The sequence below is a fragment of the Clostridium zhoujianii genome (assembly GCF_051590805.1).
In the GTDB taxonomy this organism is placed as follows: domain Bacteria; phylum Bacillota; class Clostridia; order Clostridiales; family Clostridiaceae; genus Clostridium.
This window is the reverse complement of sequence record NZ_JBPUTF010000001.1, coordinates 753821-770311: the sequence shown is the minus strand read 5'-3', so window position 1 is coordinate 770311 and position 16491 is coordinate 753821. Positions and strand designations below refer to the sequence as shown.

The 16491-nt window shown below is 28.4% G+C and carries 18 protein-coding genes; 5 read left to right on the top strand and 13 right to left on the bottom strand.

Going from position 1 to position 16491, the window contains the following annotated elements; genetic code table 11:
- The first annotated feature begins 139 nt into the window (after positions 1–139).
- Positions 140–850: a flavin reductase family protein gene (locus ACSYT2_RS03485; RefSeq protein WP_430855782.1), complete on the top strand. Its 711-nt coding sequence runs from the start codon at positions 140–142 to the stop codon at positions 848–850.
- Positions 851–900: 50 nt separating this feature from the next.
- Here the strand turns inward: ACSYT2_RS03485 and ACSYT2_RS03480 are convergent, their stop codons facing one another.
- The gene (locus ACSYT2_RS03480) at positions 901–1248 is read right to left on the bottom strand and encodes an arsenate reductase family protein (RefSeq protein ID WP_430855781.1); all 348 of its coding nucleotides are present in this window, start codon (positions 1246–1248) and stop codon (positions 901–903) included.
- Positions 1249–1256: 8 nt separating this feature from the next.
- The gene (gene ppaX, locus ACSYT2_RS03475) at positions 1257–1892 is read right to left on the bottom strand and encodes a pyrophosphatase PpaX (protein ID WP_438383519.1); all 636 of its coding nucleotides are present in this window, start codon (positions 1890–1892) and stop codon (positions 1257–1259) included.
- A gap of 213 nt (positions 1893–2105) precedes the next feature.
- Between ppaX and ACSYT2_RS03470 the strand changes: the two genes are divergently transcribed.
- Both ACSYT2_RS03470 and ACSYT2_RS03465 read left to right on the top strand, forming a co-directional pair.
- Positions 2106–3080 carry an acyltransferase family protein gene (locus tag ACSYT2_RS03470; RefSeq protein ID WP_430855779.1) on the top strand — a complete coding sequence of 325 codons (975 nt, stop codon included), beginning with the start codon at positions 2106–2108 and terminating at the stop codon, positions 3078–3080.
- Between the two features lie 230 nt (positions 3081–3310).
- A complete protein-coding gene (locus ACSYT2_RS03465) occupies positions 3311–3646 on the top strand; it encodes a hypothetical protein (protein ID WP_438383516.1) in 336 nt (111 codons plus the stop codon).
- Between the two features lie 168 nt (positions 3647–3814).
- Here the strand turns inward: ACSYT2_RS03465 and ACSYT2_RS03460 are convergent, their stop codons facing one another.
- From ACSYT2_RS03460 to ACSYT2_RS03425, 8 genes are all read right to left on the bottom strand, one after another.
- Entirely contained in the window at positions 3815–4057 is a 243-nt protein-coding gene (locus ACSYT2_RS03460; protein ID WP_430856677.1) for a T6SS immunity protein Tdi1 domain-containing protein, read from the bottom strand.
- 184 nt (positions 4058–4241) lie between these two features.
- A complete protein-coding gene (locus ACSYT2_RS03455; RefSeq protein ID WP_438383514.1) occupies positions 4242–4631 on the bottom strand; it encodes a UCP033725 family protein in 390 nt (129 codons plus the stop codon).
- An 8-nt stretch (positions 4632–4639) separates the two neighbouring features.
- On the bottom strand, positions 4640–5209 hold the full coding sequence (locus ACSYT2_RS03450; RefSeq protein ID WP_438383512.1) for a hypothetical protein: 570 nt from the start codon (positions 5207–5209) through the stop codon (positions 4640–4642).
- A gap of 398 nt (positions 5210–5607) precedes the next feature.
- Positions 5608–5763, bottom strand: a complete 156-nt coding sequence (locus ACSYT2_RS03445; RefSeq protein ID WP_430855775.1) for a hypothetical protein — start codon at positions 5761–5763, stop codon at positions 5608–5610.
- Between the two features lie 128 nt (positions 5764–5891).
- Positions 5892–6311 carry a hypothetical protein gene (locus tag ACSYT2_RS03440; protein ID WP_430855774.1) on the bottom strand — a complete coding sequence of 140 codons (420 nt, stop codon included), beginning with the start codon at positions 6309–6311 and terminating at the stop codon, positions 5892–5894.
- Between the two features lie 76 nt (positions 6312–6387).
- The gene (locus tag ACSYT2_RS03435; protein WP_438383508.1) at positions 6388–6657 is read right to left on the bottom strand and encodes a hypothetical protein; all 270 of its coding nucleotides are present in this window, start codon (positions 6655–6657) and stop codon (positions 6388–6390) included.
- A gap of 13 nt (positions 6658–6670) precedes the next feature.
- On the bottom strand, positions 6671–8698 hold the full coding sequence (locus ACSYT2_RS03430; protein ID WP_438383506.1) for a glycohydrolase toxin TNT-related protein: 2028 nt from the start codon (positions 8696–8698) through the stop codon (positions 6671–6673).
- Between the two features lie 18 nt (positions 8699–8716).
- Positions 8717–9088, bottom strand: coding sequence for a hypothetical protein (locus ACSYT2_RS03425; protein ID WP_438383503.1), 372 nt, complete (start codon positions 9086–9088; stop codon positions 8717–8719).
- Positions 9089–9427: 339 nt separating this feature from the next.
- Here ACSYT2_RS03425 and ACSYT2_RS03420 point away from each other — a divergent pair, with 339 nt between their 5' ends.
- A complete protein-coding gene (locus tag ACSYT2_RS03420; RefSeq protein WP_438383501.1) occupies positions 9428–9670 on the top strand; it encodes an ABC transporter substrate-binding protein in 243 nt (80 codons plus the stop codon).
- Positions 9671–9711: 41 nt separating this feature from the next.
- Positions 9712–10110 carry a helix-turn-helix domain-containing protein gene (locus ACSYT2_RS03415; protein WP_438383498.1) on the top strand — a complete coding sequence of 133 codons (399 nt, stop codon included), beginning with the start codon at positions 9712–9714 and terminating at the stop codon, positions 10108–10110.
- 178 nt (positions 10111–10288) lie between these two features.
- Here ACSYT2_RS03415 and ACSYT2_RS03410 read toward each other — a convergent pair whose 3' ends face one another.
- From ACSYT2_RS03410 to ACSYT2_RS03400, 3 genes are all read right to left on the bottom strand, one after another.
- Entirely contained in the window at positions 10289–14038 is a 3750-nt protein-coding gene (locus ACSYT2_RS03410) for a YobI family P-loop NTPase (protein WP_438383495.1), read from the bottom strand.
- A 1469-nt stretch (positions 14039–15507) separates the two neighbouring features.
- Positions 15508–15666, bottom strand: coding sequence for a helix-turn-helix domain-containing protein (locus ACSYT2_RS03405; RefSeq protein ID WP_438383494.1), 159 nt, complete (start codon positions 15664–15666; stop codon positions 15508–15510).
- A gap of 331 nt (positions 15667–15997) precedes the next feature.
- Entirely contained in the window at positions 15998–16480 is a 483-nt protein-coding gene (locus ACSYT2_RS03400) for a hypothetical protein (RefSeq protein ID WP_438383491.1), read from the bottom strand.
- Between the last annotated feature and the right edge of the window lie 11 nt (positions 16481–16491).

Genomic DNA, 16491 nt, shown 5'->3' with positions numbered 1-16491 from the left:
TTTCTAAAATTAATAGAATTAATATCACTACAAATGATGGAGGTATATCTGTTGGGCAAATTGTAATAGCTAAAAATAATAAATAATGCTATAATTTTGCCGTAACAAATGAATTAAAATATTATGAGGTGTTTATTATATGAGTAAAATAGATTTTAAAGGAAGTGTAGTTTTAAATCCAGTTCCTGCTGTTTTAATAACTACAAAAAATAAGGAAGGCAAGGAAAATGTATTCACTGTTGCTTGGACAGGTACAGTTTGTACCAAACCGCCAATGCTTTCTATATCAGTTAGACCAGAAAGACTATCCTATGAATATATTAAAGAGTCTATGTCCTTTGTGGTTAACTTGCCTCACTCAGGTATGGTAAAGGCTCTTGATTATTGTGGGGTTAGAACTGGAAGAAGAAATGATAAGATCAAAGAAATGAATTTTACTATGAAGGCTTGTGAGCAAATAGATGCTTCTTACATTGATGAATGCCCAGTTGCAATTGAGTGTAAGGTAAATCAGATTATTTCTTTAGGTACTCATGATTTAATCATTGCTGATGTTCTTTGTTCTCATATTGATGAGAAATTATTAGATGAAAAAGGTAAGCTTCACTTTGAAAATGCAAACTTAATTAATTATTGTCATGGTGAATACTACCCAATGACTAATAAAAGTATAGGTTCATTTGGATATTCTGTTAGAAAGAATGTAGTTACTGATAATAAAGCTGCTGAAAAAAAGACTAGTGAGAATAAACCCTCCAAAAAGAAAATAACAAGTAAGAAGTTAAAATCAAAGTCTAAATCTACAACTAAAGGTTCAAAGAAATCTAATAAAAAAACTTTTAAAAAGTAAAACTAAAGGGAAGCAAGTATAACTTGCTTCCCTTTTTACTTAAATTCATACTAACTTTCCTTAATCCATTCTTCCCAAATTTCAGCCTTATACCCTACAGTGGCATTTCTGCCATTTCTAACTATAGGTGTATTTAGTAAGCTTTGATCTTTAAGCAAAATCTCTTCCTTAACCTCGGCACTTCTTATATTTCCTAGATTTGAATTTTTGTAATTCTTAGACTTAACATTTATAAGTTCATTAATACCTACAGAAGTTTTTACTGAAGATAATTCTCCCTTACTCATGCCTTTTTCCTTCATATCAATTAATTGATACTTAATTCTTCTCTCTTTAAAAAATCTTTCTGCCTTTTTTGTATCAAAACATTTTTTAGTGCCAAAAATCTGTATATTCATATTTCCTCCTATAGAAGCTCTAAAATATCTAGTGGACTTTTTAGCATATGATTTGGCTCAACCTTTAATAACTCTTCTATTTCTAAGGCAGTATACTCTACTCCACAAGTAATACAACCTGCACTCTTACCACATAATAGATCATAAGGACTATCTCCTACCATTATTGCTTCTTCAGGCTTTATCCCAAGTAACTCACAAGCCTTTAACGCCGGCTCTGCCTCTGGTTTATGCTTCTCTGTTAACTCTGGAGATATTATAACATCCATAAATTCTATTATTCCACCAATCTCCATTCCTCTTACTGCTACTGTCTTTCTTTTTGAAGTAACTATTCCCATTTTAATACCCTTATTTATTAAAGTTTGTAATAATTCCACTACTCCTTCAAAAGGCTTGCACATATTATCATGGTACTCAGCATTATAAGATCTATATGTATCTATCATTTTCTCTATTACTTCTTCTTTATCAGTATAATTTGCAAAAGAATAGTTAAGTGGCTTTCCATAAAGTCTTGTTATTTCAGCCTTTGGAAGCTCCATATTTAATACTTCCTTAAAAGTATGGCAAAAAGACTTATAAATTAATATATTAGTATCAAGTAATGTTCCATCTAAGTCAAATAAAACTGCTTTAATCAAAATTTCCTACCTCTTTCTATATTTTATATAAATTCATTATAACAAGGAAAACTATTTTTTGCACAATAAAATAAACTATTTACAATATTAATGTTACATCATTTCCATATATTCTATTCCTATTATCATTTGCATTTAGTTTTTTAACATACTATAATTGTCTAAGTGTGCAATAAATTTAATGGATATATTATTATTTTAAGGGGGACTACAATGAAAGAGCGTGATTATTATTTTGACAATTTAAAAGCTTTCCTTATAATATCTGTTATAATAGGAAACTCATTAGAATATGCTAACCCTACGTCTATTAATCCACACTATTTTATACTAATTTTATACATATTCCATATGCCATTATTTACTTTTGTTTCAGGTTATTTTTGTAAGAAAAGTACTAGAAGTACTCAATCTAAGGTTATTGATATATTTAAAATATATGTTGGTGCTCAGATATTCTATCATCTACTTGATAAGTTCTTCTTTAAGAACTATACCTCTAGACTTGAATTCTTTTCACCACAATGGACTCTATGGTACCTTTTATCAATAATATTTTGGTACATACTTGCAGACTTCATTAAAGATAAAAAGAAGTGGTTTATATTCTCATTATTATTATCATTATATATAGGATTTGATAATGGTGTCGGAAGTTATGCTAGTATCTCTAGAACATTTTTCTTCTTACCATTCTTCGTTGCAGGTATGGCCCTTAATAAGGAAAATATAATGAAACTTAAAGAACATAAGAAAGTTTTAATTGGAGCTTCAACTATAATCCTGGTAGTTCTTTATTATTTATCAGATTATATTCCTGTTGAATTATTTTTTGAATATACAAAATATACTTTCTACTTTGACACACCTGGATTCCCATTCTTTGTAAGGGTATTCCACTATTTAGGTGCATTTACAGTAGGTGCTTTAATATTATCTTTGGTTCCTAAAAAGAAAACTATTCTACATACTTTAGGTGCTAACTCACTTATAATGTATATTACTCATTCTGGTATAACTAAGATTCTTTTCAAGTGGAGGCTGATTGAATATTCATCTCCTATAAGGGTATTTATATCAGAAGGAATAGTTTTATTTGTAACTATATTGGTAACAATTTCTTATATTAGAATTAAGGGCCATATTAAAGAGAAAAGGAAACATGGACAGACTACTGACGTAATGTAATCATTAATCATCATTTGTCTGTTATTCTTTATGTAGCATTTATAAATCTAACATTAATACTAAAATGTTAGATTTATTTTTATATTCTTTTATTTTTACAACATCCACTATCTTAGTTCTTCGTATCTCCCTTATGTTAAGTTATATTTTTATATCTTTGTAATTATTTGTATACTGTTGGTACAAGTGTTATACTTATAGTTAATTAGATATATAGGAGATGATTAATCATGGTAGAATTAGCTTTGCCTAATCCACTAATTTACCTTTATAATCAAACTAATACTGCTTTAAATGATCTTTATTGTTATTCAGAAGCTGCAAATTGGGGTAGAAATGTAAATCAATTAAAGCCAGGTAAGGACAAACTAATATTCTTCACAGAGTACTTAACAAAAAAAGAAACCACAGTTACTTTAGAATTTACAACTACAAATGGTAAAAAAGAAAAAATTACTATACTTGATAATAAAATACTTGGAAAAAATATAAGCTTAAAGGCTGAGATATGTTTAGATGATAACAATAACTATTATTGTAATTTATCAGACTTTCCTAAGCAATAAATAAAATTAGAGACTATAGATACATTTGTTTTTATACAAATCTATCTATGGTCTTTTTAATTGTATGTGAATAAATTTATCAACTTATTATATTTTTAAAAAAATCTTATAAGATATATTTTATCCATTTAAATTTTTATAGTTTTGTAGTAAGTAATTCTTGGCATATTATTCAATTTTACCTACAATTTGCGTAATTAATTCTATATGCTCTTTTATTTTTACTTTTTGTAAATTTTCTACTTTTTCACTCCCACCTAAACCTAATAGAGGTACATATCCAAAGCATTCGTCAAAATTAAGTTTACCATTATTAATTCTAGCTTCTTGATATTGTAAATTTTCAAGAAAATCTCTTACATATTCAGCGTCCATTATATCATCCAAAAAGTATTCGAATCCATCTTCAATAATGTCAAAGGTTCCTTTTCGATATTTAACAATACTTAAATACCTATTTTTCTCCCAATTTAGATTATGCGGTATTAATTCTTATTACCATTATTTATTTAACTATATTCTACCATTTATATTTTTTTATGCAGTTATTTTCTAACACTTTTTGTATTGTCCTTCATATGAAATTAGTAAAATATTATATAGCTTCTTTGTTTATTTTAATTATTAAGTCTTTTTTTTGTACCCACTTTTGGTATATTCCTTTATCAACAATTTCCATACCTAATTGTAACCAGTCTTGATAATTACCAGTCATTGCACATATTAATAATATATTATCACATTCATCAGTAACTGAAAATTCATATCCACAATATTTAGCCTTAGTAATTTTTCTATATATTTCATCAATCTCTGATTTTAACACATACTTATAGCATTTTACGCCTTTATTAGCTCCATTATTCTTTATAAATCCATTAATTATATCACTTTCGTCATCTGAACGTAGAATAACACTGCCATCAGCACGAATACCAGCTTGGTATTCTTTCCCTTTATAGATTGCAAAAATATTACTTTTCATTCTTCCTCCTATTTAATTGGCACAAATCTGCCATCAATTTCATTAAATACTGCTATTAGTGTTTCAATTCCATTTTTATCAATTTTGTATAACTCTGCACCATCATAAACATCTAGAAATGAGTTGCATTTGTATTCTGGAATTATATTATCATTCATGGCTTTAGCAAATCCATTTCCTGTAAATGGTGGAGCATCTGTTATTGTCCCACCTAAATCAACTCCATATGGAATTTCAAATTTTTCTGAATTAGGTGTTTTAAAACGAATTACCCCTAATGAACTATCTGAATCAATTTTATATGCAGTTCCTGGATAATCTAATCTTAAACTTTCATAGATATCGTTGTATTTAGTTAAATTTGAAACATCATCATACTTAGTAACATCCCCACCAACTTGTGTATAACTAGCATCTAAATATTTACTAATATCATTGTTTGGAATTACTTTTTGCATTGTAGTCATATTATCGGGTATTGATAAACTATCTCTAATTGATTTCATAGCTAACTTTTCAGAATCAGTTAATAATGCTACATCTTTAACTCTTAGTTCATTGAACTTATCAACTGTCAATCCATTCTTATTAATTATATCAGTTATATTTTTACCAGCTTTACTTACCCCCTTGGGGCAGAGTCTGTCTTTTCTATAAATCTAGTATTTTCAATATCTTACACTGTTTTTTAGTACTTCTAATCACTTACCGTTTTTAGTGTTATGTAGTTACTTTTTTACTCCTAATTTTCCTTAATCTGTTAACTTTATTTTATCATTCATAACACTTTTTATCTACATTACTACTTATAAAAAAAGATTAATGCTCCAATTACTGAAACATTAACCTTCTTAACTTCTCTCACTTCATTATAATAATTATGCTGTAACTTGCTTTATCTATTTTATTTGTATTACTACATTAATATCTTTTTACCTATTATGAATTGAGTTACTATTTAATTTTGCATCTAGTTTTATATTAGTTGCTTATTTAATTTTTCTGCTTTATACAACTCTCCTAGTAATGGATTATTATAATCATTATAACTATCCATATATGCTCTTACTCCACCAATTATATTAATTTGATTTATATCTTTATTATTTTTTAGAATATCTAATGCATTCATATATCTTATATATATATCAGTTTCATTACACCACTTTTAATTTCATCAGTATATTCCATTTCAAGCTTCTTTATCACAATTTCTATTTGTTCTAATAACTCTCTTTTTATATCCATTTCATTTTCCCCCTATCTACTTGGTACTTCTCTTATTTCTTTTATCAATTCTGATGAGCACCCTTGTGGTAATAAAATTTGGTCCCCATCGCCTTGAATCAATGCTCCAGTTTTAGTGTATTGTTTCTCAACTCTACCAATATTTATTGTTGTACCTTTAGGTACTTTTATAACAGCTTCATATTGTCTTGAATTTTTCCATTCGGGAACTAGTGCAGTATTAATTTTTGCATTAATTCTATTTCCTGCTGATGCTAATGAAGTAAGTCCTAAACCTCCTATTACTAATTTACTGACTCCTGTAATTAGTGCTCCCATTACACTTCCTATTCCAATTCCTTTTAAAAAGTCATCAGCTGCTCCTGATGCAACTGCAAAAGGTAATACATGATATCTTATATCACTATAACCTAAGTTTTTCACTATCTTCAATATTTATATCTTAACATAAAAAGACAATGCTTCTTATTTTAGAAACTTTGTCTTTTTTTAGTTTAATATTAACTTATTACTTTACTATCCCATTATTCTTTAATCTATCAAATACAATCTTATCAGCTTTCATTCTATTATATAATTCTTCACATGCATCACTTTCATCATTAAATATCTTAACATCTGATTCATTACTTCTTTCAAAATAAAATACATACCATTTATCTTCTCGTTTTTCTATGCAAGTTTTTTGGTCCTTTGTATATTGAGGACCATACAAATAATACCACGAATATGGTATTCCTTCTTTTTCTAATACTTCATCTAATTCATTAATATTCATATACTTATTCTCCTTATTTAAATACTTCTCTAATAAATCCATTATCAAGATAATACTTTAATGATTCTGGTAGAACATATTGTACTCCACCTCCACTTTGACCAAAAGCTGCAGCAATTTCTCCATACTCAACACCTGGAATTGGTTTTAGTATTTCATATTGATGATATGCATTAGGATTTTTCAAATAAGGTAGTGCTCTTTGTTCATACGTTACTGCTGGATACTTTGGTGATACATAGTTGCCTGTCTCTCTTCCAAATCTATCTATTATCTCTCCTACACCTAAAGATTTTATCGGCCTATTTCCTTTTTCTAACTCTAAAATAAATCCATCATTAGCTGGCCATTTTATCCATCCACTCGTTTCATCTAAAAAATCTATACTAGCTGGAACTAATGTATCTATTTTAGAACCATCTTTTAATGCCTTCTCAACTATTGCCTTTTTTAAACTTATATTTTCAGCTGTATTACTTGTTCCTTTATCTATACTTTTAAATATTATATCTATTGAATCATTATTAACACTTTTTAATGAACTATTATTAATATATTTATATACATCGTCTAGATTTCCAGTTGTTAGCATAGTCTTAATACTTTTAATATCAGCAGCTTTACTTACCCCTTCAGTAATTTTTCCATTAACATCCTCAATAATCTTCTTAATTCCAGCATCATCCGCACCTGTTATTCCTTCAAACTTACCATGGAAATCCTTTAGAAAGTTATCTTTGATTTTACCCTCTGGTAAATTTTCAAGTTTATCTAACATAGTTTTAAACTCTGCTTTTAACCCTACATCCTTTATACTACTATTAAACTTCTTGTATATATCTTTTAACTCAGTAATACTATAATCATTGTGGACTAAGAGACCTAACTTACTTACGTAGAAGGTATGATAATCTTCGACTTCTAAATTATAAACTTTACACTTATTATATCCTGTTTTTTCTACACTTTCTATGGTCTTATAGATTTCTTCTGATGTAAGTAACTTGTCTCCTTCTTTTAGTTCACCTGCTCTAATCCATCCTTTATCAGTCATAAATAAATGATCTTTTGTAGCTTGTATAATTTCATTATTTACTGTTACTACTACTAATTCTTCAGCTAACTTCTGTATCAATTTAGCTTTCTTATAACCAATCTTCTCCGTCATTTCATCTCTTGCTAGCACTAATTCCCCATCAACTATAGAGGATATTTCCTTATATCCATTCTCTGTTACGACTAACGTATCGGCAGTAAAGCATCCATTAAAGCAAACATATCTCTGATAAGGAGTTAGCTCTTCACTTCTAAAGATAATTTTCTTAACATCACCAATTCCATCTTTTAGAGTTATCTTTATTTCACCATTCTGCTCTGATATATTACTAATAACAGATTTTATTCCATCACCTTTACTTTTCATAACATTTTTAAACTCTGACTTAGCCAAGTCAAAGTTTTTTCCTAATCCACTAGCCTCTAGTAGATTAATACCGCCCTTAATTCCCTTACCACCAGCATACAAAACCATGCATGCAATTGGATTTATTCCCATAGAGGCAAGAGCATTTGTACCTACCATCATAGTGGCATTCTTAACTAACTCTTTTCCCAAGGATCTTGCTGCTGTTTGTATTCCTTCTTTTACAAGCTTACCGCCAATCTTAGCACCGTCCCCTACTAATGGAATTAAGGAAACTAAGCAAAGGCCTCTTTCTAATAAGCTTAAATCTCTACCTGTTACTAGGTCTTGTCCAACAAGAGCCTCGATTACGCCTTTAGCATCACCAATTATTGGTATACAGTCAATAACAAGTGATGTGTACTCCTTCCATTCAGGAATTATTTCGTAGTCAAACTCTCCTTGATGAATAAGTCCATCTAAGTACTTTTCAAAGGTTGGATATTCAGCTTTTATATCCGGATTAGCCTTTGAAAAGGCTTCGTAGTTTGATTTCATTAGTTCACCAATATCTCCGTAGCCTAATACATCATCAAAGGATATTCCTTCTTTTAAAACCTCCCTTGAACCGCTATTCATGGTACCTCCTGGTCCCATTTATCTATAATATTCAGTTTTTGTTGCACCAATATTATTAGGAATAGTTATCTCATCTGATTTTATATTGCTTACCATATCTACTACCTGTTCGTAGTTCTTAGTAAAAGGGCCGTCTACTTCCCTATCATAGAAATAGCATATATCTCCAAATCTTCTTAAATCAAGTATTTTATCGGCAAGTCCATCATAAAAGCCTCTTTGAGATGGAAAATATAAATTCCCTAATTCCTCATCCTCATTAATTAGCTCAATAGCACTATTTATAAATCTTTCTGCATTAATCAAGGTATTTCTTATGTTTTCCATTGCAGTGGAAGCCGTATTTGCTTTTGCTTTAGTTGCTTCTTCTTCAATAATAAACTTTGACATTATAACCCCCTATTATATTATTCCAAGTTCCTCAAACTCAATAATCACCTTTCTTGTCTCCAGTAAATATGGATAATCCAATAGTGGATTACTGTTTACATCCTCCTATATAAAGTATCCATATTTTTTTATAAGGAATTCTTCTAAAGATTCTATGCACAAAATCTCAAACTTTAAATCTCAAAAGATATTTTAAATAACTTTCCCAAATAATCAGAATTATATATTAAGTTTCGCCTATAATCTTAATATCTTTTAACATTCTGACATTATCACTCATATATATACACCATAGGGTATCTTTTTAGATACTAAGCAATACCATGAAAGGACGTACTGATGAAAAGAAAATCAAAAATAGCTCTTTTTTTAATAGCACTAATTACCTCTAGTGTATTCTTTATAAGCTGTGGCAAAAAAGATGATAATTCTGAGCTACAAAAAGTTCGTCTTAATGAAGTAGTTCGTTCTGTTTTTTATTCTCCAATGTATGTTGCTATAAACCAAGGCTTCTTCGAAGAAGAAGGCATAGACTTAGATTTAAGTACTGGACAAGGTGCAGTAACTCACTTGCGATGTTGAGAAGGGTTTTCACTAGTGTAAAAGCGAACCTCTATAATGAGATGTATAAAGGCTTACCGGAGAATACCATAGGTGAAAGGATTGAAAAAGCTAGGTTAAAACTCAATATAGATAGGATAGAGTTTGCTAAATCTATTGGAGCTGAAATAAAGACTGTTTACATATGGGAGAAAAAAGGTATTATACCTGAGGCCTCCTCTATTAAGAAAATATCGGATACATATAATATTCCTTTGGAGTATTTCCATTATTATTACGCTGTTTATTATAATAAACCTGAAGAGGCATTTAGGAAATGGCGAATAGATCATAATTATAATAATGTTCAAGTAAGTAAAATGATTAAAGCTGTTTCATCTACTCTGTATACTTTTGAAAATGGAACATATAAACTATCCTTTGATCTTTATTTACAGTTAAAAGAACTAGGCATTTTCTAAAGTAATAGCTAGTTTTAATCTATTAAGTTAAAATGCAGATTCAATTTCAAAATACATAGATTTTAAAATTAAATCTGCATTTATATATTATTTAACTGATTTATCATACTGTTTTTAATTATTACTCTATAAGCAATTAGTACAATCATTGAATATCTATCTCTTTAAATAACCTTGTCTATTTTCTTCTAGTGTTAATATAAATTACTCCATCTTTTTCATATCTCGAAGAAATATTCGAATATCCCTTTATCTTATTTAGGAATTTAACATTTTCACTAGATTGGCTTAACGGTATCCTTCTCGCTAATTGAGATATCCTTTCATATGGATCACTTAGATAACCTAACATCTCTGTTATATCCTTATCCAAAAGCTCATCCTTAATTCTACTAAATAACTTAATTTTATTCCAACTTGATATATTTTCTTTTATAATATTCTTTGCAAGTACTTTACTTATTTCCATATTTGAATCTAGAATCACTTTTGATATTTCTTCTGCCATTTTAACTTCATTAATCAAGTTGTTAGCATTAACATATTCAATAATTTTCAACTTATAGAAGTCATCTATATCTCTACTTTTAAGTAATAACAAATAATCTTTCTCATCTAATGTAATATTTTCAATCTTAGATATAAACTCCTCAATATTTTCTTTTATTAAAATGATATGAACCTTTTCACCTATATCCTTTAGAAATCCTATATTGCTATTGTTTAGTTCTAAACTTCCACTTAATGCTATACTCTTAATTCGTGCTTCAGATACATTTGACATATCAAGTTCTTTAAAACACGCCCCCATACTTTTTAATAAATAGTCGAAATTATATTGTTTTATATTCATATTAACTAATAACTCCCTATTAAACTGTTCATACAAACTATCATCTAACTCTTCGCTACTATATAACTTTTCACTAGACAGCTCTATACTAATTTCTTTATTATTTAGATATGATACTAATACACTATCAATCATATTCACATCCCTATAATAATTTAAAATATTTTCCCATCTCGCTTTTACTTTTTGCTCTATAAATATTTTACTCTTTAACTCATTTGGTATTTGACTAATATTTGATATTACTGTCACTTCTTTTGAAATTATATCTAGTTTATTCTTTAACTCTATATCACTATTAAGTAATTTAACTATACTAGTTTCATCTTCATTATTATTTTCATCTAAAATTAAAAATACATCTTCTACAAATATATCAAGATTCTTATTTATGTAATTAATTAATTCATCACAGTTCGAATTTAGAATAGTAGTGTAACACCTACTATTAAATGTACATAAATTGGCGTCTCCATAATTAATTAATATAACTTTTATCATATTTTCATTAATAGCATACATACATTCCTCAAATATAAAATGTAATAGATCACTACTATACTCTTCCACCTTTAATTCACTAAATTTCACTTCCAATTCCTTAATTATATTAATTACTTTTTTAATATTCTTTTCTTCACTAAAAATCCCCAAGAAATTACTCATTTTTCCTAACTGCTCTGAAATTACGTTATTAATATCCATTATCTTTATATCTTTAATATCTGCATTTATCATTATATTTTTTAAATATTTATCTATTTTATCCTGTGAGAATTTAGACTGCTGTATAATATACGCTGCAAATCCTGTCCATTTATTTGATAAGTCAGTAATAAATCTTTCAATATTTTTACCTCTATCAATATATTCCTCCAAAAATTTAAAACTTATATCACTTTCATTAGATAGCTGCTTTACCACTCTATCATAATAATCTCCATATTTAATATTCCCATTACAATTTTCAATTAAATAATCTATTAGCATATAATTTAAGCAGCCTATATTATCAAATTGAATATCTTTCATTTTTTTTAGCACTTCTTTTACCTTTACTAATCCATAGTCAAATGGTAAGCTCTCTTCATAAAGGTTAGTTATTATAAACGTTTGATCCGACTTAGTTAATGTACCCTCATAGAAATACGATATATAATTTGGATATGTTTCGTCTATATACCCATTTGCAATTAAAAATACTATTAATCTATTATCTATTTGTTTACTCACTAGTTCCTCTTTTAATATATTCGTATTTGTAACTTTTCTTAAATCAGTAGATCTTAATTCTGATCTTTCTCTTTTCAAATTATCCAACTTATCTTTTAGATGATTCACAAGTGGTACTATAATATTTTCCTCTTTATAACTAAGTGCTTGTTCTCGTTCCTTATATGTAGGCCCTTCAATAAGCTTTGAATTAATATGCTCCCCATTTACACTAGCCCTTCCTCCCTGACCATTGTAATATCTTACATTTCCCGCAGTTATTAATTTATTAAATCCTTCATCTCCAAGTAATGTATATGGTTCATAATTATAGCTATTTACTTCTATTCTATATGAAGAAGAATGCTTAATTAATTCAAATAGATATATACTTCTTAATTGATTTATATTGCTCGCAGTTTCTCTCTCAGCGCTTTCTATACTTTTTTTAAGCTGCTCAATTTCACTATCTATCTCGCTTAATCGCCCTTCAATACAACTCTCCTTAAATTCTCTAGTAAAAGCCTTATGAACTAACCCCTTGTCAATTTGTAACTCAGCAAAATCTTTAGGATAAGTGTTCTTATATACAATCATAGCAAATAACTTTGTATTTTTTATTGTATTGGACTTTTCACATAATCTATCATAATAAATCATATATTCATTACAAATATTGATTAATAGCCTCATATCATTTACTAAAAAAGTAATTTCACTAATATACTGTTCATTAAGATCTCCCCAATAATTTGTACCTTTTAGCTTTTTTATAATTAGTTCAGAAGCATTATTAGAATTTACCTTAGGGATAGTCGGAATTATAAAATCAAAAAACTTTGTTCTAGCCTTACTCTCTGTTAATTCTCCTGATTGTATTTTATTATTAAGAAACATATCATCTTTGACAGCGTATATAAATACTACCCTATGACTGATTTGCTTTGAGTTATTAAGTAACGAATTAAGTTGCCTTAAACTTGTAAATATATCTATGTTATCAAATCTATCAATATCCTCAAATATTACAACATCATATTTCGTCTCTTCAAAAAAATAAATAATTTCATCTATATATTTATTAAATATTGAACTTTCTGACTCTTCTCCAATTTCTGCTTTAGCATTATCCCCATTTAATGAAATTCCTTTTATCTTTAGCCTACTTGAAAATCTTTTTGTTAAATAGCTTGTAGTATATATTAGTAAAAGTACAAATGTAATTACTAATGAAGTTCCAACCTTATGACTAATATTATATTTATCTATATAACCTCTCATTAAAGTTATATAATTCTCAATGGTAATAGGCTTGAAAATTAGCAACCCACCTATTACAGTAAGAGCTATAGCAAATAATCTTAAGACTAATGGTATTATTTTTATTTTATTTATCTTTTTAAATCTAGAATATGGAATTGTACTATATTTTTCTTTATAGAACATTTGTTGCAATATGCCCTTTTCCAATTTTGAATCATCACCACCATTGCCACTAAATGTTGCCATGGATATATCTAAGTATCTATATTCGCAATGGTTCTTCTTAAATGATTTTAATATACTACTCTTTCCTGCACCGTATATTCCAGTTAATGCAATATTATTTATATTCTTATTTCTAAGTGCCCATTCAATTCTTTCACAATAATATTTATTTTCTTCATAATTCTCTACTGGTGTTAAATCTTCAAACAATTGGCTTTCCTTATTTAGTGAGTAGTCATTTAATTTGATATGTAACTTATTAATTTGCCTACTTAGATTTTTTAAAGCTTTTTCAAATATATTAATAATTTTTCGCATTATATTTTTCAATATATTTGTATTTTTTTGAATTATCCGTCTCAATATTTTATTCATTTCTCCCCCTATTATTTAATATATGCTACACTTCTTCCATAATATCACAAATTCTATTCTTTTTATCACCTTTATTCATTATTTATATATAAGATTATAATTTTATATGCTTTATATCTCCTATAGCTCCGCAAGCAAAAATAAGTGGACAGGTGTTCCACTAGTCCACTTATTTCCCCTTGCTCCGCTCTGTCCACCTATTCAGTGGACATATAGGAAGCTTGGACAAGCATTAAGATAGGTTCTTCCTATTAGTACTTAAGATGTTGTATAGCTCAATTAATCCTACTCACTCCTGAAGCTTCTAAATTCTCACCTAACTTAAAGCTAGTCCAAGCAATTTTATATTATAGGCTGCGCCTATTGTGGCTACCGCCACTTCTTATTATTATTTTAATACTTAATCTTTAATCCTCATTATCTATAATTCAAATAACCGTCACCTACTATTTAATTAACTTCTTCTATAATTATATTTTGATCCTATTAATACTCTTACTCCTATACCCGATATACCATATATCTATAATTCCTTGGGCACCTATTCCCACACCCAAAATAGTACAGGCCATTAGCTTCAGCTACTAATAGTCTTTAGGTTTTCCGACAAGCTCCAACCCTAAATCCAATAAGTATCTGATAGCATTAGGCTAATCCTATATTTGGGTACCCGTGGGGGTGCATGCTATTACGCTGAAGAGGTGCTGTTCCAAGTGATAGACTTGCCATTAAGGCAGTTCCATCACTTAGACTAGCTTTGCTCTAACATCATATACAAATAAAGCTTGCATTATTAATGAACTAGCCATATAAGGCTGTTTCATTAATAACACAAGCTAATGTTCCTTTAACTAAATGATGATGCTATAGCAACTTTACGTACGTAGATACTATCTTCCCTTTGGACTACTCCAGGAGTGGTCCACTTTTGACAATCTATTGTCCAAAGTTAGGGAATTATATTATTCACTCTCCACTTGGACAGCCCCAGGGGTGTCCACCTTGTAGAAGCAATCGCTTGTCTCAAGGACGTGTCTTATGTTTTATAGAATCTTAACCAGTAAATATACTACAATCAAAAAGAATCCAAGATATAATACGAGCTTCGCAGTATCATATCTTAGATTCTTTATTTTATTTAACAATAAATATTATTTGAACTTACTTGCTTATGAAACTAAAGAAATGGTACTAACGATTAAATATTTTATTGACATATATACCCGATGTGAATCCTTGTCACTATGAACCACCTCCTGCTATATATCCTATAAAAGTCTTCTCTCTTTTCACGACCCAAGGTATTTTAGCCTTACCATGGTGGTTTAATTAGAAATTTTATCACATCGGGGTGCTTGTCTTACTTTTATCAACTACACATGAGATTCCATTTTATTCTTCCGAATATGTAAATAAAATTTTTAATTATTATATTAAAATACAGATGCTATTAAACACCTCTGTCCACTTTAAAGTAATTCTTTCATATCTACTCCAAGAGCTAAAGCAATTCTATTTAGTGTACTAAAACTAGGATTGTCCATTTCATCTTTAAGCAGACTATAACAATAGGTCATACTTACCCCTGAAATCTTTGATAATCTATAAGCATTAATATTATGCTCCAAACAATATTATTTTAACTTTTCATTCCCAACCATATATTAAATACCCCTTCCCCTTTAATTCAATTAGAACGAAAGCTCATAGCTTTCTTTGGGTAGAGTCTGTCTTATTAGGTCTTACTGCTTTAAGCTATCGTTCCAATATTTCTCATAGAAAAGACTAGAAACTAGCCTACTTTATTTTTCAGCTAGTTTCTCTGCATTTATTAAACTTCATTATTTAGATTATGCAGCAACTTAATCTTTATATTTTATTGTTATTGCTATACCATATTAACTTTAATTATTATGAATTGAGTTACTATATAATTTTGTATTTAGTAACTTCTGTAATTTACTGTTTCTCCAATTTTATTTTTTGCTCCTCAGCCAATTTTTTAAATGGTTGCAATAATTTTTCAATCTTTGTGATTAATTCATAATCTTCTATCAAATCATAATTTTCATTTATATCTTTAAATATTGTATAAAAGTTTTGATTTTCATGTATAGATGAACTAGCACTTACATCATCTTCATCACTTAGTCTACTAATTAACTCATATAAACTTATTCTTTTTTCACTATATAACATATAGTAATATCCAACTACAACATCTTCTTGTAGAAATTCATTACTTTGATAATACGATTCTTCTATTCTTTTCTCATAGATAGCTTCATATAATTCCTCTGTGTCTTTAGCTAATGAAACATTATATATCCATTCTTCGACATTATCATTATTTAGTATTTCTTCATCAGCCCATTTTTGCCAATCTGACTTTGAATAATAACCGCTCATTACTGCTATATATATATAATTTGCTATTGTCATTTACTCACCCC